General features: G+C 63.7%; 16 protein-coding genes. 10 read left to right on the top strand and 6 right to left on the bottom strand.

Annotated features, from left to right (window positions below):
- Nucleotides 1-13: 13 nt before the first annotated feature.
- Nucleotides 14-3,514 (bottom strand): carboxylic acid reductase, encoded by a 3,501-nt coding sequence (gene car / locus A5724_RS23620; RefSeq protein ID WP_067808349.1) that lies wholly within the window; start codon nt 3,512-3,514, stop codon nt 14-16.
- 148 nt (nt 3,515-3,662) lie between these two features.
- Between car and A5724_RS23625 the strand changes: the two genes are divergently transcribed.
- From A5724_RS23625 to A5724_RS23660, 8 genes are all read left to right on the top strand, one after another.
- Complete coding sequence (locus A5724_RS23625) at nt 3,663-4,556, top strand: LysR family transcriptional regulator (RefSeq protein WP_197518763.1); 894 nt, start codon at nt 3,663-3,665, stop codon at nt 4,554-4,556.
- A 170-nt stretch (nt 4,557-4,726) separates the two neighbouring features.
- Nucleotides 4,727-5,428 (top strand): aspartate/glutamate racemase family protein, encoded by a 702-nt coding sequence (locus A5724_RS23630; protein WP_067808091.1) that lies wholly within the window; start codon nt 4,727-4,729, stop codon nt 5,426-5,428.
- Nucleotides 5,429-5,449: 21 nt separating this feature from the next.
- Nucleotides 5,450-6,607 carry an acyl-CoA dehydrogenase family protein gene (locus A5724_RS23635; protein ID WP_067808092.1) on the top strand — a complete coding sequence of 386 codons (1,158 nt, stop codon included), beginning with the start codon at nt 5,450-5,452 and terminating at the stop codon, nt 6,605-6,607.
- Nucleotides 6,608-6,615: 8 nt separating this feature from the next.
- Nucleotides 6,616-9,246 carry an AMP-binding protein gene (locus A5724_RS34260; protein ID WP_197518764.1) on the top strand — a complete coding sequence of 877 codons (2,631 nt, stop codon included), beginning with the start codon at nt 6,616-6,618 and terminating at the stop codon, nt 9,244-9,246.
- Nucleotides 9,247-10,452, top strand: coding sequence for a CaiB/BaiF CoA-transferase family protein (locus tag A5724_RS23645; protein WP_067808099.1), 1,206 nt, complete (start codon nt 9,247-9,249; stop codon nt 10,450-10,452).
- Between the two features lie 24 nt (nt 10,453-10,476).
- Nucleotides 10,477-11,229, top strand: a complete 753-nt coding sequence (locus A5724_RS23650) for an enoyl-CoA hydratase/isomerase family protein (RefSeq protein ID WP_067808101.1) — start codon at nt 10,477-10,479, stop codon at nt 11,227-11,229.
- Between the two features lie 395 nt (nt 11,230-11,624).
- Complete coding sequence (locus A5724_RS33895) at nt 11,625-11,762, top strand: hypothetical protein (protein ID WP_156752424.1); 138 nt, start codon at nt 11,625-11,627, stop codon at nt 11,760-11,762.
- Nucleotides 11,759-12,025 carry a hypothetical protein gene (locus A5724_RS23660; RefSeq protein WP_067808106.1) on the top strand — a complete coding sequence of 89 codons (267 nt, stop codon included), beginning with the start codon at nt 11,759-11,761 and terminating at the stop codon, nt 12,023-12,025. Before A5724_RS33895 ends, A5724_RS23660 begins: the two co-directional genes overlap by 4 nt.
- 505 nt (nt 12,026-12,530) lie before the next feature.
- On the opposite strand, the gene A5724_RS23670 is transcribed toward A5724_RS23660, so the two are convergent.
- The 4 genes from A5724_RS23670 to A5724_RS23685 all read right to left on the bottom strand — a co-directional run bounded on the left by A5724_RS23670 (nt 12,531) and on the right by A5724_RS23685 (nt 18,220).
- A complete protein-coding gene (locus tag A5724_RS23670) occupies nt 12,531-13,754 on the bottom strand; it encodes a hypothetical protein (RefSeq protein WP_067808112.1) in 1,224 nt (407 codons plus the stop codon).
- A gap of 457 nt (nt 13,755-14,211) precedes the next feature.
- Nucleotides 14,212-15,792, bottom strand: coding sequence for a GTPase (locus A5724_RS23675; RefSeq protein ID WP_067808114.1), 1,581 nt, complete (start codon nt 15,790-15,792; stop codon nt 14,212-14,214).
- The gene (locus A5724_RS23680; protein WP_082965242.1) at nt 15,789-17,456 is read right to left on the bottom strand and encodes an ABC transporter; all 1,668 of its coding nucleotides are present in this window, start codon (nt 17,454-17,456) and stop codon (nt 15,789-15,791) included. Before A5724_RS23680 ends, A5724_RS23675 begins: the two co-directional genes overlap by 4 nt.
- A 62-nt stretch (nt 17,457-17,518) precedes the next feature.
- Nucleotides 17,519-18,220 carry an HAD-IA family hydrolase gene (locus A5724_RS23685; RefSeq protein ID WP_156752425.1) on the bottom strand — a complete coding sequence of 234 codons (702 nt, stop codon included), beginning with the start codon at nt 18,218-18,220 and terminating at the stop codon, nt 17,519-17,521.
- Between A5724_RS23685 and A5724_RS23690 the strand changes: the two genes are divergently transcribed.
- Both A5724_RS23690 and A5724_RS23695 read left to right on the top strand, forming a co-directional pair.
- Nucleotides 18,192-18,860: a response regulator transcription factor gene (locus tag A5724_RS23690; RefSeq protein ID WP_067808124.1), complete on the top strand. Its 669-nt coding sequence runs from the start codon at nt 18,192-18,194 to the stop codon at nt 18,858-18,860. The genes A5724_RS23685 and A5724_RS23690 overlap by 29 nt on opposite strands.
- Before the next feature lie 185 nt (nt 18,861-19,045).
- A complete protein-coding gene (locus A5724_RS23695) occupies nt 19,046-19,438 on the top strand; it encodes an STAS domain-containing protein (protein WP_067808353.1) in 393 nt (130 codons plus the stop codon).
- 161 nt (nt 19,439-19,599) lie between these two features.
- Here the strand turns inward: A5724_RS23695 and A5724_RS23700 are convergent, their stop codons facing one another.
- Nucleotides 19,600-20,544, bottom strand: coding sequence for a hypothetical protein (locus A5724_RS23700; protein WP_067808126.1), 945 nt, complete (start codon nt 20,542-20,544; stop codon nt 19,600-19,602).
- Nucleotides 20,545-20,576 lie beyond the last annotated feature (32 nt).

A 20,576-nucleotide genomic window follows, 5' to 3' on the forward strand; every position in this document is an offset into this window, starting at 1 on the left:
ATGTCGGAGCGTCTTACAGCAGTCCGAGCAACTCCAGATCAGTGACATACTTGATGATGATGTCTGGTGTCACGTGCGGGATGTCGTTGTCTGTGCCGAGCTTCGCGGCTTGCACCGCAGCACGGAACCGCTCAGCCGACACCGTAGATCCGCGGACAGGCGTCGCCGCCTGTTGGTAGTTGTGGAGCAGCGGTAGCAACGAGTGTTGGCGCTGCCGGTCCGGCAGATCCCGCATCGCTTGCTCGAAGCGCCGCAACCAATCCCGGTAGTCGTCGATCCGTTCGATCACGTATCCGGCGCCAATGAGCCAGTCGACGTATTCGTCGAGCCCGATCCCGTCGTCATACGGGTTGGCCACCTGGTAGGTGAGGTACCTGCTTCCGCGGTGCGCGTACAAGGAGGCAATCGCCTCGGCGACGAAATCGACTGGCAGTCCGTCATAGTGAGCGCGCTGGCGGTGACCTGCCCCGTCGAGTTCGTAGAACGAGGCGGGAGCGATGCCGGTTGCTGCCACGCTGAGTATGAGACGGGTAAACGCGTCCGGCACATTCAGTTGGCCGACATATTCGGTATCGGCAAGAATCATGTCGCAGCGGAACACCGCAACCGGCACGCCACACGCGTCGTATGCCTCGCGCAGCAGCACCTCGCCCGCCCATTTGCTGTTCGCGTAGCCGTTGGCGTAGCTGTCGTCGACCATGCGGGTGGGGCTGATGACGCGGATGTCAGCGTCCTCTGTGAAGGCGGGCGGGTTGATCTGGTCGCCGACGCGAACCGTCGACAAGTAGGTGTACGGCTTCAGCTTGGTGGTGAGCGCGACGCGGATCAGCTCGGCGGTGCCAAGCACGTTGGGGCCGAACAGCTGGTCGTAGGGCAGGACGTGGTTGACAAGGGCAGCGGGATCGACGATCAGGTCGACGGTGTCGGCCAAGCGCTGCCACGTCTGGTGAGGGAGGCCGAGCTCGGGTTCGCTCTTGTCCCCGGCGATGACCTCCAGATGGTCGGCGGCCAATTCGCGGTAGTGGCGCAGCAACTTCGGGTCACCGCTGTCGAAGGTGTCGTCCAGGCGGGCCCGGGCGTCGGCGTCGGTTTTCGCGCGCACCAAACAAATCAGGGTGCCGGCAACCGGGGCGAGCCGCTTCATCCACTCCAGCGCCAAAAACCGGCCCAGGAACCCAGTCGCCCCGGTCAGCAGCACCGTGCGCACGTCTGGACTCGGCCCGGGCAGCGAGGGTGCGGTGGCGAGCGTTGCGCTGTCGAGAAACTTGTCGAGCGTGAGATCGCAGGCATGCACCTCGCCGGCATCGGGTCCGTGCACGCTGCCGAAGGTGGCCCGCATGGTGCCGGGTTGCCGCTGAGCCTCGATGTAGTCGGCGAGGGCCCGCAGATCGGTGGCCGGGCTGACGATCACACCCACCGGCACGTCGATATCGAAGACCTCATGCAGCAGATTGGCAAACGTCAATGCCGACAGCGAATCTCCACCCAAATCAGTGAAATGTGCGTCGGCACGCACCGCGCCCACCGCTGTGCCAAGCAGGGCACCCGCGGCGCGCCTGACAGTCTGCAGCACGGGTGCGCACACGCCACCGCAGCGCAGCGCATGCAGTTCGCCGCTCTGGCTTTCCGCCAGCTCGCGGTAGAGCTGTTCCAGACGGGCGCCGTAGCGCTCTTTGAGCCTGGGCCGCGCCAGTTTTCGGATACCGGTCAGCAGCCCGTTCTCCATCGTCCACGGCGTGGTCTCGACGATGAAGTCGCGGGGCACCTCATAGGATTGCAGGGCAACCGCTTTCGCGACGGTCTGCAGCGAGTCCGCGATGAGCGGCTTGAGCGACTCCACATCATGGCCGGACAACGCGTCGTCGGTGGGCACGACGACCGCCAGGAGATAGGAGCGCGCGCTGTTGCCATAAATGTAGATTTCGTGGACGAGCGGACTATCGCTGAACAACATCTCCAGCCTGGAGACGGTCACGAATTCGCCTTGGGCGAGCTTGAGTACGTTGTTACGCCGGTCCACATAGACAAGCCGGTCCGGCCCGGGCTGGGCCATGATGTCTCCGGTGCGGTAGTAGCCGTCGCCGTCGAATGTCTCTGCGTTGAGCTGCGGGCGCTTGTAGTAACCGGGGATCAACATCTCGGATTTGACCAGCAACTCCCCTCGCGGATAAGGCCTGTCGGTGTGGAAGTAGCCCAGATCGGGCACATCGACCAACTTGTAGTCGATCACCGGCGGACGGCGCACCTGGTTGTCGTAGCAGATGAGAGCGGCTTCGGTGGAGCCGTAGCGTTCCACCATGTGCAGGTCGAGGTAGGAGTCGACAAATGCTTTCATCTCAGTGGAAATCGGGGCGGAGCTTGTCATTGCATTGATGCACCGACCACCGAACAGGTGCTGCCGCTGCTCGGCCATCACCTCTGCCCCGAGGGCGGCCCGATCGGCTCCGTCGGTCATGCGCCGGTCCAGCTCACTCTGGAACTCCTCGAACAGCATTTCCCAGATACGCGGCACGAAGTTGACTTCAGTCGGTCGCACCAGCGCGAGGTCCTCCAAGAGGGTCGAAAGATCGCTCTTGGCCGCGAAATACGTTGTGCCGCCGGCTCCAAGCGACCCGTAGAGGATAGATCGGCCCATCACGTGGCTCATCGGCATGAAGCAGAGCGTGATCGACGGTTCGGCGTGGCTGCGGTGCCAGAATCGGGTCACCAACCGCGCCGGGTAGATGGCGCCTTTGGGCGCACCCGTGCTGCCGGAGGTGTAGATCAGCAGCGTCAGGGGGTCCCGGGAGTCGGAAGCAAAGGCACGGGTAGGCAGTGCGCCGCCCCGGTCGAGCATGGCGCCGAGGGTCTCGACAATCACCGTCCTGGACGCGGCGGCCAGCCGCGCCTTCGCCGCGTCGAAAGCCTCACGATGGTCATCGACCTGCGGGCGGTAGTCGAATACGAGCAGCCGCCGCACAGAGTGTTCGGTCAGCACCAGTTCGACGGCGTCGCCGAGATGGTCGACGTCCGCGGCTAACGCGGTTGGCTCGGTCTCGGCGAGTATCGGCCGGAGTTGAGTGGGCGAGGCACCGGTTTGCAGCGGAACCGCCACGGCCCGAAGTTGAATCAGCGCCAGGTCGACGGTGGTGTAGTCGACGCTCGCGAAACCCCGCACGGCGACGCGGTCACCGGGCCGTACCGGTCCGGGATCGCTTGTCAACGCGTTTGCGATCCGACAGATGCGGGTCCACACCTCGCCGTAGGTGATGGTGTCGAATCGCGGAAGCAGTCGCGCGGATGTCCTGCCTGTGTGTGGGTCGGTGACGAACTGCGCCGCGCGTTGGCCGAGTGCGGGCCGATCTGCGTAGCCCTCCATGACCGTGCGCACGAGATCCGGCATAGGCACGCCCGGCTCATTGATCGCCGCAGTGATCTGCTCATTCGGCCGGGCATCGGCGAATTGCCGGTCAGTGGCGTACAAAACGGCGATTCGACGCGCTACCCGCTCGGCACGATCATCAGTCGACGACATGAACATTCCTTTCCCTTGCCGACACCTCTGTGCCGCCGAAGCTAGGCAGGGATAACCGATGCGTCCAATACGGTATTGCGTTGAGATTCATTCACTGGTGAATCGATAGGGGTCGATCAGGCAGCTCATGTGCGCGACAATGTGCGGCGTGTCCGAGGAAACACTGCTCCGCTTGATGGCTCCGAAATTGGCGCTGCTTGATGCGGTGGCCGCGGAGGGGAATCTGACCAGGGCGGCGGCCAGTGTGGGTGTGCAACAGCCGACGGCAAGCCGGTGGCTGGCGGCCTTGTCGGCCGAGTTGGGCACCCCGGTCGTGGTGCCCGATGGGCGCGGTATCCGGCTCAGTCGTGCCGGTGCCAGTCTCGCCGCCGCCGCCGGACGGGCGCTCTCCGAGCTGGCCTCCGGGGTGCGTCAGGCCGAAGACGAGGCCGACCCCGACCGGGGCCGCGTGGTGTTGGCATTCCTGTACACGCTCGGCGAACGACGGGTGCCCGTGATGCTGAGGGCGTTCCTGCGCAGGCACCCGCACGTTAGGTTCACCCTGTTGCAAGGTGTCCGCGACGAGTTGCTCGACCACGTTCGCACGGGGCGAGCAGACCTGGCACTGACCTCGCCGCTGCCAAGGACGGACGAGTTCACGGGGATCGCGTTGGAGAAGCAGCAGTTGGTGGTAACGGTGCCCGCCGGGCACCGGTTGGCACGCAGATCGTGGGTCCGAATGGCCGAGCTGGCGGGCGAGGCGTTCGTTGGGACCAAGGCGGATTCCGGGTTGCGAGAGCAGACCGAGGAGCTCGCGGCGGCGGCCGGCTTCACTCCGACGCTGGCGTTCGAGGGCGAGGAGGTGGACACGCTGCGGGGACTCGTCGCTGCCGGGCTGGGCGTGGCGGTGCTGCCGGTCGCTGAGCCGGCGCCCCCGCAGGGAGTCGTAGAAATTCCGTTGCGCCCCAAAGTAACCCGCAGTATCAGCCTGATCTGGGCACGGGACCGTCCCATGGCGCCCGCGGTGCTAGCCTTCCGCGATTTCGTGCGCTCGCAGGCATAGGCCGAGCTCGATCGTGTGACCTCGAACACACCTGCGAACCGCGACGCGCAGACCTACGCTGGTCCTCCCCTATCAATTCCTCAGTGCATGGATTACGCCTAATTGAGTATTGGACGCATCGATTACGCGAGCCTACGGTCTGCGGTCATGAGGCATCCTTTGAGGCAACTATGAAGACGATCGGGATTATCGGCGGCATCGCGTGGCCCAGTTCCATCGCCTACTACCGGATCATCAACGAAAGAATCGCAGACCGCCTTGGAAGCGGCGGCTTGCACAGCGCCAATCTTGTACTGGCCCAAACAGATTTCGAACAGATCGTGCGCAATCAGCGCGAAGGCCGGTGGGATCTGGTCGGTGAACTACTGGCCGAACAGGGCAACAAACTCAAAGCGGCGGGAGCGGATTTCTTCCTGCTTGCTTGCAACACCGTCCACACCGCTGAAGACTGGATCGAGAAGGCCGTGGATCTCCCCTTCCTGCACATCGTCGGCCCGACCGCAGACCAGGCCCTAAAGCGCGAGTTCACTACCGTGGGACTCCTCGGTAGTCGGTACACGATGACCAGCAGTTACTTCGTAGGCCGGCTGCGGGACCGCTACGGTTTGAAAGTTCTTGTCGCTGAAGGCGAACATCAGGACAACGCGCACAACGCGCTGTACGCAGAGCTTGCCAAAGGCATCTTTTTGACTGCGACGCGGGAGAAGTTCAAGGCCGCGATCGCCGACCTCGTCGAGCGCGGCGCACAGGCCGTAATCCTCGGATGCACCGAGTTCGGCATGCTCATCGACGCCAACGACAGCCCAGTGCCTCTGATCGACACGACCGTCGCGCACGCCGAAGCGGCCGTCGACATGGCATTCCAACCCTGAATCTCCCGTCGGGAGGATGCCATGCAGCGCATGATACTTACTGAGGAGCACGACCGATTCCGATCAATGATTCGGGAATTCATTGTGCGGGAGGTAGTTCCGAAACGGGAGACATGGGAAGAGAAGGGGCACCCACCCCGGGAGTTCTACCGCCGCCTTGGCGAATTGGGTGTGCTCGGAATCCAAGTTCCGGAGGAGTTCGGCGGCGCCGGCGAGGTGAGCCTGAAGTACTCGGCGATAATCTTCGAGGAAGTGGCTCGTGCTGGCGTCTCTTTCGGCTCGTACAATGTACATGCCACACTGGTCCTTCCCTATCTGCTCAACTACGCAACAGCGGAACAGAAGGAGCGTTGGCTGCCAAAGTTTGCGACAGGCGAACTCATGACGGCCATCGCAATGACGGAGCCTGGCACCGGTTCGGACCTGGCGAGCATCTCAACCACCGCCACCCTCACCGAAGACGGCACACACTACCGGGTCAACGGAGCGAAAACGTTCATCACCGGCGGCGTGACCGCCGATCTGGTGCTAACCGTATGTCGCACAGCTGTATTCGACCCAAACAACCGTCGCGCGGGACTGTCCATCATCTGTGTGCCAACCGACGCCGAGGGCTTCGCGGTCGGTCGCAAGCTACGCAAACTGGGGTTGCACCAACAGGACACCGCCGAACTCTCATACAACAATGTCTTGGTTCCGAGCGAGAACCGGCTCGGTGAACAGGACGCCGCGTTCGGCTACCTGACGCACAACCTTCCGCAGGAGCGGCTCGGTATCGCACTAAACAGCGTGGCACTCGCCGAGGCAGCGATCATGCACGCGACCGACTACGTCACGACACGAAGGGTGTTCGGACGTCCGGTGGCGTCGTTCCAGAACACCAAGTTCGTGATCGCCGAATGCATCACCGAAACGGAAGTCGCGCGGATGTATGTCGACAGCGCGCTCGATCTGTTGGACCGCGACGAGCTCAGCGTGGCGGATGCAGCGAAGGCGAAGCTGTTCTGCACAGAGGTCGCCGGACGCGTCATCGACAAGTGCCTTCAGTTACACGGCGGCTACGGCTACACCACCGAATACCCGATCGCGCGCCTGTACGCCGACACGCGTGTGAACAGAATCTACGGGGGCACAAGCGAAGTGATGAAGATGATCATCTCCAAGGCCGCCGGATTGTGACACTGGCCATGAGCGAAACAGTTGAGCTACCAGCGCCGGTGGGCTTCGCCGACATCGCGGCGGCCGACCCCGAGCGGATCGCCGTGATCGAGGTCGAGGGGTCATCGATCACATACGGTGAAATGGCCGACCGGGTGAACCAGTTGTCACATGCGTTCGCCGCAAGAGGTTTGCGCCGCGGTCAGTGTGTGGCCGGCATGTTCCCGAATCGTCGCACTTACTTCGAGATGCGTCTTGCCGCAGGCCAGTCGGGCTTGTACTTCACCCCGCTCAGCCATCACCTCACTGCTCCCGAAGTCGCCTACATTGTGGAGGACAGCGAAGCCAAGATGATCGTCGTCGATGGTTCGCTGCTCGACGTGGCGGGCGATGCACTCGACGACATCGGGTTCGCCGTCGACCGCAGGTTCGCCCTTGGCGGAGCGGGATGGCACGACTACGAGGAGCTGCTGGCGTCCTTCCCGACCGTGGTTCCCGATGAGCTGCTGGCCGGTGACTTCATGGGATATACGTCCGGCACCACCGGTCGGCCCAAGGCTGTGCGAAAGCTGTTGCCGGAGGGGCCGCCTCGCATCACCCAGCATGTGCTGGACTACATGGCCAGGCTCGACATCCATCCCGGGCGTTCGGTTCACCTCGTCAGTGCGCCGCTCTATCACGCAGGTCCCGGAACGTATTCCTTCATCGCACTCAGCCTCGGTCACACGGTAGTCGTCGCTGAGCGGCCCGGCCCGGAGGGGTTGTTAGAACTCATTGAGCGCTACCAGGTATCAATTACCGTCACCGTCCCGACCGTGCTGCATCGCCTGTTGCGGCTCCCGGAACATGTCCGCTCGCGATACGACCTGTCGAGCCTGCGCAGCCTAGTCCACGGAGCAGCGCCGTGCCCGGTCGAGGTCAAGCGTCGCGCCATCGAATGGCTCGGCCCGGTGGTCAACGAATATTACGGGGCCACAGAGGGTGTCGCGGCAGCGGTGACCGCCACTGAGTGGCTGACCAAGCCGGGAACGGTAGGTCGTCCGGCGCCGAACATCGAGGTGCAGATCCTGGACCAGTCGGGTACCCCGCTGCCGCCAGGCGACGTCGGGCACGTGTACTTCACGTTGCCGAGACCAGTCGAGTACTACAAAGATTCGGAGAAGACGGCCCTGGCCATGCACGGTGACTTCTTCACCGCAGGCGATATGGGTTACCTCGACCGGGACGGCTGGCTGTTCCTGTGCGACCGTCGGACCGACCTCATCGTTTCGGGCGGGGTCAACCTGTACCCAGCCGAGATCGAGGCTGCGCTCCTCTCACATCCCGACGTGGCCGATGCCGCGGCGATCGGTGTGCCCGATGACGAGTGGGGGCAGCGTGCCGTGGCGATCGTGCAGCCCGAAGCAGCTGTCGAGCCGGGAGCCGCGTTGGCCGCACGCCTGATTGAGCACTGCCGATCCATGCTCGCGGGATACAAGGTGCCCCGCACTGTCGAGTTCACTGCCAAGATCCCCCGGTCTGACGCGGGCAAGTTGCAGCGAGGCAGATTACGCGACACATACTCTCCGCACGCGACCATTGAGGCAACGGGCGTACGGCAACTCGACGCCTGGCACCGGAAGGTCATGCCGCCGGTCGAGGAGGTTCGGCCGGGGCTGTGGTCCATTCCGGTGCCTATTCCGGGCAACCCCCTGCGTTACACGCTTGTGTATGCGTTCGAAGTGCCCGGCGGGGTCGCAGTCGTTGACCCTGGCTGGGAGTGCGAACCCACCTGGCAGGCATTGATCGCCGGCTTGCAGCTCGTCGGCTACCGGCCCACCGATGTGCGGGCTGTACTGGTCACCCACGTGCACCCGGACCACTTTGGACTGGCACAGCGACTGCGCGCGGTGTCCGGCGCGTGGATCGGCATGAACCACCGCGATGCCGCTCTTGTGGCCGAACAGACCGTGGCGGAAGCTGACGAGTTCCTGGCTGCGGGACGCGACCAACTGATATGGGCTGGGTCCCCGACCCGCGTGGTCGACACCCAGCGCGACTTTCCGTTCACCCGCTTCCCGGCGTCACACGGCCCCGAGGTTCTCATCGCCGACGATGGGCGGCTCGATCTACCCGGTTGGAACCTGCAGGCGATCTGGACGCCGGGGCACACGCCCGGACATCTGTGCTTCTACGAGCACACCCATAAGCTTCTGCTGTCCGGCGACCATGTCCTACCGCGAATCAGCCCGAACATCTCTTTGATGCCCAAACAGATCGGAGACCCGTTGGGCGAGTATGTCGAATCACTCAGACTGGTCGCCCACCTCGAGCCTGACGAGATTCTGCCGGCACACGAATACCGCTTCCGTGGCCTTGGTGATCGGGTCGTGGAATTGATCGCACATCACGATGAACGACTTGCCGAGGTCGAACAGACGGTTTCTCAGCACCCGGGCGCCACCTGTTGGGAACTGACCAAACGACTGACATGGTCGCGACCCGTTGACATCCTGTCAGACGATCTGACGCGATTCGCGGTGCGTGAGACGCTGGCGCATCTCGTCCGGTTGGAACGCCGTGCGGTGCTGCGTTCTTCGCAAGACACGGTGGCCCGGTGGTACCCGGCCGCTGACCGCCCGACTGCTGGCGCCACGACGGTCAGAGAAATGGGTGGTTGAATGTCCCTGAGCGACCAAACAGTTCAGCCGCTTTCGGGTATTCGGGTAGTAGAGCTGTCGAGCTCGTTGGCCGGTCCCTACATCGGAATGTGTCTCGGCGATATGGGCGCCGATATCATCAAAGTCGAGAACCCGTCGGGTGGCGATCTCACCCGGCAATGGACGCCGCCGGAGATTGGCGGCGAGGCGACATACTTCCTGTCCACCAACCGCAACAAGCGCTCGGTGGCTCTGGATCTGCGGGCCGAAGAGGGACAAAGCTTATTGCGCCGGATGGTGCGAGATTCCGACATCGTCATCGACAACTTCCGCCCCGATAGTGCGTTGCACCAAGAGCTTTGCTATGACAGGCTGCGCGCCGAGAACGACCGTCTGATCATGGTGCATATCTCCGCGTTCGGAGAGGTCGGTCCGTGGAAGGGGCGCCCTGGCTTCGATCTGGTAGCCCAAGCGTCCGCGGGTCTGATGTCCGTCACCGGTCAGCCGGACGGTCCCCCGGTGCGTGCGGGATACTCGGTCGCGGATCTGTCCGCGGGGATTTTCGGACTGGTCGGTGTGCTTGCCGCACTGTTCGAGCGCAGCCTGACAGGCAAGGGGCGATACGTAACGACCTCTCTGTTCGAGGCGCAACTGGCGTTGCATGTGAATCTTGCGATGAACCTGTTCGCCGGCGGCGGCACGGCCGGACCATTGGGAAGTGCCCACCCCAACCTCGCTCCGTATCAAGCGTTTCGGGCCAAGGATGGATACTTCGTCATTGCGGCAGGCAGTGACCGACTCTTCCAGCGGACGTGTGAAGCGATCGGGCGCGCCGACCTGGCCGACGCCGACCGCTTCCGCACCAACGCGCGCAGGGTATCCCACCGTGAGGAACTCGTTCGGCTGCTCGAAGCTGTCTTGGCGAGCAGGTCGGTCGATGAGTGGTGCACATTGCTTGACGAACACGGTGTGCCCAATGCGCCCGTTCTTGATCTGACACAGGTATACGGTCTTCCACACACACAGGCGCTGAACATAGTTCGTTCGGTGAACCACGTCGCTGGCCCGCTCCCCCAGGTCGCCAGCCCGATATCGCTGGACGGTCACCGACTGGCGCCCCGTCTACCGCCGCCGACGTTGGGGCAGCACACAAAGGAGGTTCTCGCTGACATCGGTGTGGACCCGGCTTCCGTGGCTGCACTGTTCGCCGCAGGCACAATCGCCTAACACCATGTAAGCAAGGAGCTCGAAATGGGACTGCCTGTTATCCACGACGACAACGGAATCCGGTGGATCACTATCGACCGGCCTGAGATCCGAAACGCGTTACTGGTTGAAGATCTCGACCACATCGCCGAGGGGGTGCGGTCGGCCGGGCCGAGGGTTCGGGCGATCATTCTGACCGGCGCGGGGGATCGGGCTTTCTCGGCGGGCATGCACGTGGACACCTTCGCCGATGCAACACCCGAGAGCGCGCGAAACAGCATCACACGGGTGCGCGATTGCCTCGGCGCCATCCGGCTTTCGCCTCGCCCGACGATTGCACTGGTCAATGGCTACTGCCTCGGGGTGGCGTTCGAGATGGCGCTGGCCTGCGACCTCAGGATCGCGCACCCAGAGGTGCAATTCGGCCTTCCCGAAGTGAAGCTCGGCATCCCCTCGGTTGTCGACGCGGCGCTGCTGCAGCAGTTCGTGGGATTGTCCAAGGCCAAGGAAATCATCCTCACCGGCGACATGTATCCGTTGAAGGACTTGGGGCACACCGGAATCGCGAACCGCATCGTCGCTCCGTCGGAGCTGCGTGCGACGGCACTCGAACTTGCCAACCAGCTCGGCTCGTACACACCGCAGGTGATGGTGGCGCAGAAAGGGTTGTTCGAGACCTGGCTCAATCACGGACTCCAGCATGGAATCGACACCAGCGTAGATGTTTTCGCCGATGTGTTCGCCCACCCGGAAACGGTGCAGGCGATTGCGCAATATCGACCCGGCCCGAAGACATGATCGGGTGCGGTCAGCTCACCTGCCTGCAGGATCACGATGCCCCCGCTTCCGGCTAGCAGGGGTGGACAACTGCCGCCAGCCTCAATGTGATCATGAACGGCCCACGTCACGCTCGATGTGAAACCCGCCTCGATCGTGGAGCTCCGTAGATCGAGAGGTGAGCCACCGAAGCGCGGAGTCGGTTCTTGAGCAAAAAGCGAGGAGACAGCGAGGAGACATGGTCACTGCCCTGATACGCGCTGTAGAGCGTGCCGTATCGACGCCGTTCCGGGCCTTGGCCGCGATACGCGCCGTGAAGACATATGGACACGATCCGTACGACGACTGGCCTGAACATGACGAGGACCGCTGACAGGCATGACGGCCGACTGATTCCCAACGGTTGGAAAGATGGCATGAGTCACGGCCTGGATCGCAGCGCTCACACCGCCGACGCCTTTGCCAAGACTTCCGATGTCAACGACAACGCGGCGGCCACTGTGACCGCGGAGTTCATTCGCGATCGGATGCGGCTGGACGCCGTGCAGACGTGAGCGAGGGCATCCGCGTTGTTGCTGGCGCTGCTGTCACCGTCCTCGTCGCCGGTCTTCTCACCTACCTGCTGCTGCGCGCCGTGGGCAGAAATCGGCAGCAACACACCGACCTGCCTGCCGAGGAGGACATGACCGCCCTGGAACGGGGTCGCTGCATGGAATGCCGCGAATGGCAAAACCTCAATCAACTCGTGTTGACCGGAGGCGTGTGCTTCAACTGTCGGTCCCGACGCGGATCATCGAATGAGTGTCGGCGGGTGTGATCAGAATTCAGACGATGCGCCATTGGCCGGTGACGGCATCCTGACCTAGTCCTTCTTTGTGGAGCTGCCGGGAGTCGAACCCGTTTCGGGGTGCTGGTGGCATACCCGAAGAGGCTCTGAGTTGCAAAATGACATCCGCTGTGATTTAGGCGAATTCACCTCTGTGACACCCAGTGTGCCCAAATTGTGCCCAGCCGCGTCTTCGACCGCCGTACCAATTCTGCGCAACAACCAATATGGGGCAGGCAACACCAAATCAGTCGGCGGCACCCCCATGCTGTTCCTCCGCCTCGGGCATCGGCTCGGTGGGGTTCCGCTCGTGTGGCTGCTCGACACCATGGCCACCTCTATCGATCTCATCTCGCTGCACTTCGCCTGGCGCCGTTTCGCGGCTGATCATCTCGGCTGGCGACGGCGGCTGGCGCACTGCCAGGCAGGCAAACCCTGCCGCCGCCACTCACACCATCGAGCGGCTGATGGCCGAACTAGCGGTGGTCGTTGACTCTTACTTCTTCTTTTTGTGGCTTCTGGTGGTCGATCCGGCTGTGTGCGTTCCGCCATCGCCGGTCTTGCTTACGGGCCTCGCCTGCGCTTTGGGCACCGTACCGCTTTGGCCGCTCGTCAAGGCCGCCCCACCGGTGATGTTGTTGTTGATCGCGATGCCGGGATTCGTCTGCCTCACGGTTAGACCGTCCTGGAAGGCAGCACCTGCAAGTGCGAACGGACCCGGGCCCGCCGCGACTCGATTGTCGTTGCCGAAGGCGTTGAACCCGGCATTGAAGTTGCCGGGGCCACCGGCGCTGATGGTGCTGCGGGCTCCCCCGAAGTTGTAGACGAAGTTCAGCGTGCTGCCGGGCCCGCCGACGGACAGGTCATTATTGCTGCCGCCGATGTTCCGCGCTCTATTGGAAGACCCGCCTAGGGACCTGACGGTGTTGCCGTTGCCCAAGAGATTGGTAGCCAGGGTGTAAGTACCACCCAGCGTTGTGACGGTGTTGTTATCGCCGAACCGATTCCGCGCGAAGTTCCCGTAGCCGCCCGTTGTCGTGACGGTGTTGGTGTTGCCCCAAAAGTTTCTGGCGACGTTCGCGGTTCCGCCTTCCGACGTGACGGTGTTGCCATCGCCGAGAATGTTTTGAGCCCCGTTCCGGTTGCCGCCCGTTGCCGTCACGGTGTTGTCGCTGCCCAGAATATTGCGGGCAAAGTTGGACGAGCCGCTTTGTGTCGTCACGGTGTTGTGATCACCGCCGATGTTCGCGGCCCGGTTCCACAACCCTCCGTGAGCAGTAACGGTGTTGTTACTGCCGAAGAAGTTGGTGGCCAAACTGAGGATAGACCCCGACTCCCCCGCTTCAACCGTGTTGTCGCTGCCTCCAATGCTCGAAGCCAGGCCGAATAACCCGTCGGCTCCCGCAGTGACGTTGTCGCCCGCCGCAGCGGCCAAAGTGAACGCACCGCTCGTGGTTGCGGCGGCACCAGTACCTACGGCGAAGGACGCGCCGAAAAACGCGTCGGCGTGGGCGGACGCCCCATCTCCGATAGCGAAAGCGACACTGAACAACGTGCTGGTGCAGTCGACGCTGTTGCCGATACCGAAGAATGAGGCACACGTCGCGTTCGCAGCGGGGGATGACACCAAACCGGCACTTGCAAGTAATCCGCTCGTCACGGCGCAAACTAGACCGCCAGCGATCTTGTCGCGTGAACTTACGATGCTCGATGCGACCATATTGCTCCTCCAACACAACTAGAACGCGTGCGATATCGATGACCGTATCGCATCATTTGTGCATCGGAGAGGGAATCTGGATTGCCCCTCAAGTGGATGACTGGAGGGATCATCGGGTAAGCAGCGTGGCCGATGGTTTTTCAACACTTCGTATTTGCGGCCCGTCCGTTGGTGGCGCGCTGACAGCGCTGATGATCGCCTCGGGCGCGAATGTCAAGACAGTGCAGTCCCAGATAGGCCACAAGACCGCCACAATGACGCTCGATCAGTACGGGAATCAGAAGTCATGCCGACCTGCGGAAACACTGATTCTGACGACGCGAATGTACGCGGAAACGACGCCAAAACACCTGCGGATACGCGAAATGTGTTGACGGCGTCAACACGGCGTAGAACCCCTCGAAACCTGGTTCAGATTCGTGGTTTCCATCCGGTCGGCCGGAGGATCCGTCGGGGCTCAGCGGCTCAGCCCGTGTACCGCTGCGGACAGCTGTCCGTAAACAGACAACTCTGCCCGTAATGGGGCCACGACCAAGTCGTCTGCCACCGCCTCGACTCGTTGAAGCAGCTCGGAACTGACGCGCTGGCGGCGCCGGGCCGCCCCGACAGCCACGAACGGAGTGATCACCAGTCGCAACACCAATCCCGCAGCGAGTCCGCCAACCAAAAGTACGGTCGGCCAGGCGAACGGCCCGAGCGAGGGCGCGTCGAGATCGATCTGAAGGTAGGCCAGCACAGCGAGCAGCCCGAGCCACAGCCCACCGACCAGGGCCGCCCCCAATAGAACCCACTGGATCGCCGCCACAAAACGCCACCACCGCGGCGGCCGATCCATGCCGAGATCCGCCCCGCCGACAACCCGGTCCAGCGCATCGGGTACGTCCGCTGATCGCGACTTCGCGGCTTCGAGCAGCCGGCGGGTCCACGGCCCAGGAAGCCCCGCCGATGCACTGTCGGCGAGCGAACGCACCGCACTGTCCGCTGCCGCCCGCGATGCCGCAGAACTCGAAGGCAACGACGTTCGTCGGAGCAGTTCGGGCTGGCCGCTCGACTGGCCTACCCCCAAGCGGCGCAATGGATCTGGTCGCAGCTTCCCCACCCAGCGCAGCGGCGGCCAGCCCATGGCGGCCAGTGAGCGTCGCTCATACGCCCGCCCGACCGCGTCGACCACGGCAGGGACGCCGGCGGCCGCGGCGAATGCGGTCCGCAGCTTTCGCTCCCCATCCCGCAGCGCGGGCTCCGACCGGTGACGAGGCACCCACGGCGCCACTTTGGCGGCCATCAGATCCAGATCCGCGCTGACCCGCGCGACCTTCGCGCGGTGGGTAGCAACCGTCGAAGCCAGGAAGTCATGTAGCTCCGCGGCGCCGTCCGACGTCACCGCTGACGTCGTCAGCACCGGCACACCGGCCAGGCCGTCCTCGATGAGCAGCCGGTGCAGATCGCGGATACAAGCCGCTAGGTCAGCGAGGGACAACCGGTCGGACTGATTGAGGACGACGGTTATGACGTCGCGGTGCACGCCCAGTGGCCGCAGGTATGTGTCGTGCAGCACCGCGTCGGCGTACTTCTGCGGATCGAGGACCCAGACGAACGCGTCGACAAGACGAATCAGACGGTCCACCTCGGCCCGGTGGGACAACTCGATCGAGTCGTGGTCGGGCAGGTCGAGTAACACCAGCCCCGATAGGTCGGGCGCCGACGACGAATTGTCGTGCTGCCGCTGCCCTATTTCCAGCCAGTCCAGTAGTTCGGTTGCGCCGTCTTGTCCGAACACCACCGCCTGGGTGGCCGATGTCGTCGGCCGGCGCACCCCAACCGCGGCGAAGGGCTGCCCGCTGACGACGTTGAAAAGCGACGACTTCCCGCTGCCCGTCGCACCGGCCAGCGCCACCACTGTGTGCTCACCGGACAGCCGCAGCCGAGCCCCGGCCCGCTGGTTCAGGTCGCGCAGTTCGTCGATCAGTTCATCGGGGAGTCGGCCCGGGCCCAGCGTGGTCAGGGTCGAAAGCGCCGCCAACCGATCGGTGAGCGTCATCGCAGTGCCGCCGCAACTCGTTCGGCCATTGCTCGTAACTCGTCACCCGAGACCATCGACGATGCCGAACCCAACACGGTGTAGTACCTGCCGGCGTCCTGGTCCAACAATTCGCCGACGCGAGCCAGCAACTCGTCGCGGGCCTGCCGGGCCAAGCCTCTGACCGCCTGCTCACCGAAGATCGCCTCCAACACCTTCTGGCTGGCTACCGTCGTGCCGCCTGCCACCGCGATCTCCGCTCCAGTCAACCCGGCGGTCTGGCTGAACACGGCAAGCATCACGACCAGCCCGGCGCCGTTGACGCCGTACGACGCCAACCGCGCTCCTGTCCGCTTCGAGGCACCCTCGGTGCGGACGAGTTCGAGCACGAACTGCTCCCAGTCCCGGACCAGCCGCTCGACGGCCTCGCCCAGCCCGGTCGCCGGCCGGGCCAATTCATCGGTCAACAGCGGAGCTCCGGCCTGGTGGCGTTCCCAGCATCCGTACGCAGACTCGGCAGCGTCCTCGACCGCGGCCTGCACGACCGCCGCGATGCCGGTCTCCAAAGCCGTACCGAGTTCCTCCACCGGGGTGGGCCGTCCGGTCACGGCGGCCACCATGCGGTCTCGAATTCGACCGACCCGCGATTCCAATTTGCGAAGAAGCTCACCCGTCCCCACAACGTCCTGCCAGCGAGTCAGCACCTCCCCGCGAAGTAGTGCACCATCGCGGACGGCTTCGTCCACCTGTGCGAGCGCGCTGTCATACGCCGCGGACACGCACGATTCCAGCTGGGTGCGAACGACGGCCTGTTCGTCAGCCGCGTCGGCCAGCGCGCGTGTACGCGGCGGGAGGCTGTGTAACGCCCCATCCAGCGTGTAGCGGACCACTGTCGCTCGTTGCTCCGCATCGGAAGTCAGGCTCGCCAACCACTGACGGATCGGCGCAATCGCCTTCTCCTTCAACCGACCGTCGCGAAGGGACTGCTCGATGACGACAAACAACGGTGCGCCACCCAGGCCGCTGGCCGCGAGCATGTCCGACAAGTGGCCGCTCACATCCCTCACCGCCTCGGGTGGACAGCGGTCAAGCACGATCGCGATCGCCGTGCCCCTTTCTCGCGCGGTGTGAAGCAGTTGCCAGGGCACGGCGTCGGCGTACCGGGCCGCAGTTGTCAGGAAGATCCACAGATCGGCAGCGGCCAGCAGAGTGGCGGCGAGTTCGCGGTTGGAGCTCACGACGCTGTCGATATCCGGGGCGTCGAGCAGAGCAATGCCTGGGCCGATGCCCGGGTGCGGCGCAAGTCGCAGACCGTCCGGGCCCGAGGTGCGGGGAAGTTGCGGCAGAATGCGGTCGTCGGTGAACCACTTCAAGTCGGAGGGGTGGCACACGATGACCGGGCCCCGGGTGGTCGGTCGCAGCACTCCTGCCTGGCTCACATCGGCGCCGACAAGCGAGTTGATCAGCGTCGACTTCCCGGCGCCCGTTGAGCCGCCGACCACTGCCAGCAGAGGAGCGTCGATGCTGCGCAGCCGGGGAATTAGATAGTCATTCAGCTGGTTGGTCAACTCGCCTCGGTCGCGCTCGGACTGCGAAGCCGACGGCGAGGGCAGTGGAAACGCCGTTCGCTCCAGCACCGCGCTCAGTCCAGTCACGACGGCGACCAGGTCGCTGGCAGCCTTCATCACTTCAGCCTGCCCCAGATGGACCGCCAAGACCGGCGGGTTGCCCAAGCCTGTTGACGGGGTTACTGGCGTATCAGCTCGGACAGGTCCTCGATCGTGCGGTATGCGACTGCTGTCCACCCCGCACGGCGCGCTGCCTCCACGTTGTCTTCGCCATCATCCGCGAACCGAATCTGTGCTCGCGGCACGGACAGTTCCGCCGAAACCTCTTCATACACAGCGGGATTCGGCTTGTTCGCGGACAGTCGATGACAGAAGAACAAGCGATCGAAGAGTGCGAATACCTCCGGATACAGCCGCGTCAGCACCTCCTCCTCCAGCGGCCCGTTGTTGGTGAAAACACCACGGGGCACAGCTGTTTGGCTGACCAGCGCCACGACATCCTCGGCCGGTTTGAACGCGCTGCACCACGCGATGTCGAGGTTCTCATCGGACCCGGAGTAGCCCATGATGGTGCGCACCTGCACACGCACCTCTGCCGCGGTCGGATATCTGCCGGAGTCCGCGTCGGCACTGAATCCCGAATCCCACAATGCTTCTTTCACCTGCTGCGCCGAGCGGCCGAACAGCTCACCCAGCCGATCAACGCGATGCTCGTCGTCGAAGTCGAACAGCACGCCACCCAGATCGAGGAGCAGCACATAATCACCCTCATCGGACACGCCTTCGACGGTAGTCAGTGATTCACCCTTAAGGAGGGTGGAACGACACCCTTCGGTAGCTAGTCTCAAGAGAATGGCCTCGCGCGCAAATGGCCCGATCACCGTGGCGATCGTCGATGACTACGACGTGGTGCTTATGGGGGTGGCCAAAATGTTCGACCGGTACCGCGACCGTGTCGTCGTCGCCGAGTTGGATTCAAACGAGCCTGTCGTTGACGCCGTCGACATTGTCCTCTACGACTCGTTCGCCCAACCCGAGTCTGATCACGACGAGATTGCCGTCTTGGTTGCCAACCCGCGCGCACGCCGAGTCGTCGTCTACACCTGGAACTTTCATCCGGACCTCATCGCCAGTGCCCGGCAGAAGGGAGCGCACGGTTACATCTCGAAGACACTCCCGGCGCGGGAGTTGGTGGCCGCCCTCGAGGCGATACATGCCGGCGAGACGGTGATAAGTAGTCCGCCGGCGCGGCCGCGAAGCGCCATCGGGCTCGACTGGCCCGGCCGTGGCGAAGGGCTCAGCGATCGGGAATCGGAGATCCTTGCGCTCATCACGCAGGGCAAGAGCAACGCTGAGATCGCCGCGCTGACATATCTCAGCCCCAACACCGTGAAGTCTTACATCCGCGCGATCTACCGCAAGATCGGAGTCGGCAGCCGGACCCGCGCAGTCCTGTGGGGCGTGGAGCATGGCTTCACGCCTGACCATCACCGAATCGAACATTGGCGCGGTGGGCCCTAGGCGGCTCCTTCGGCGGCCAGAAATACCTCCTAAAGGGTGTAACCGCACCCTCCCAACGGGAGTTGACTGGTATCAGTGTCGAGCAACCGTTCGACCGCCACCGGTTTCCCCCGCTGACTCGGCGCGCGAAACCAGAAGGGCTCGCAGCCATGGTCGTGGTCAGAATGGTCAAGAGGCGCTCCCCAGTGTCCGATCGCGGCGCCGAAAGGTTCCCGTCAACCGCCTCCGCAGTTCGTGGCGAATTCGAAATACGGGAAAGTTGGATCGACCGGATCGTGGTGTTGTCGGTGTGCGATGCGGTCGACCTGCTTAGCGCAGCACGCTTCACCGAGGCGATCGGCGACGCACTCGCAAAGACGCCTGCCGGCATCATCGTTGACCTCACGGATGTGAACTTCCTGGCCTCTATCGGAATGAGCGTTCTGGTCGAGGCTCGAGAGCAGGCGAGTTGCATATCGGCCCGATTCGGGGTGGTGGCCGAAGGGGCTGCCACCCGCAGGCCGCTGAAACTGCTCGGAATCGACGCCATCGTGCCGCTCTACGCCACGCTCGACGACGCGCTACGCAATTTTCGTTGATGGAAAGAGAAGAGGCCAGAGCTCGTGTCTCTGGCCTGCATCTGAAGTTGTGGAGCTAACTGTCATATTCACAGTGTCTTCCGTCTTGTCCAGTACGCCTTTTCATCCGCAGTGGAGACAAGGAATGTCTTCCTTCTCGACCACTTTCCGACCTCGGTAGATCACTCGGGCACCGAGACTCCGCCGATCGCGCACCACTCCGCGAGCGCGTCTCGCAGGCGGTCCTGCACACACGCCTCCGACACGTTCGCGTACCGCGCCAGAGCGAGGAGGTGGATCCGAGTCGCAAACGCTGCGAGCGCGGTCACCTTGGCGGTAGTGCGCGGCGACGAGTGCAACGCGGTGGTCCGCACGCCGTTCACGGTTCGGCCAGTGAAAATGGACTCCGAGACGCCCGCGTGCTGGAAGCGGCTGTGCGTCGCAGCCGAGAGCAGTGTGTACGGCAGGCCCGACTGCTGGCCGAGCCCTGCCGCTTCGAACATGTCCCGCACAACGGCGGTCTCCGACGGCGGCTTCACCTTGCTCCCCTGGTCGGAACGGACCAAGTACGGAGCCTCCCAGTCCTTCGCGCCCTGCTTACGTTCGGAACGCAGACCAGCAGTCACTCCGACTGCCACGAGATCGACTGTGCGCGCATCGATCTCCGCGCGCGCATCCGGGTCGCTGAAGTCCCATGGAGTGCGGTAGAGGGCATCCAGCTCCTCGTTCAGGTAGCGCTGCAGTCGCTCCTCCCGCGTCGCACCGCCGAGGATGAACCACGCCTTCGCGGCTGTCACGGCGCACGTCCGCGCCAACGGGAACGGCGAGAAGTACACCTTCGGCGCCGGCAACAGCGCTGCAATCCCGTAGTGCAAGTCACACTGCGCCCCGATGGCGCGGATCTGACTCCCGGACAGGCCGGTCAACGCGTCCTTTATCCGTATGCCGCGGTGCTGTTCATCGGCCGCGTGGTCGCGTAGAGCGTCACTCCCGACCGAGAACGGATACGCGAGTTCGTCCCTGAGCAGATCCTCCACCGCGGTGACGAACCGGAAGACTGTGTCAGCGAGGTCGGTGTACGGATCGAGCGGGACGCCTGGCGTGTGGTTCGTCGTGTTCTGAGTCATGTGCCGAACCGTACACATCGGGGGTGCACGGA

This window comes from Mycobacterium sp. ACS1612 (genome assembly GCF_001667505.1).
In the GTDB taxonomy this organism is placed as follows: Bacteria; Actinomycetota; Actinomycetes; order Mycobacteriales; family Mycobacteriaceae; genus Mycobacterium.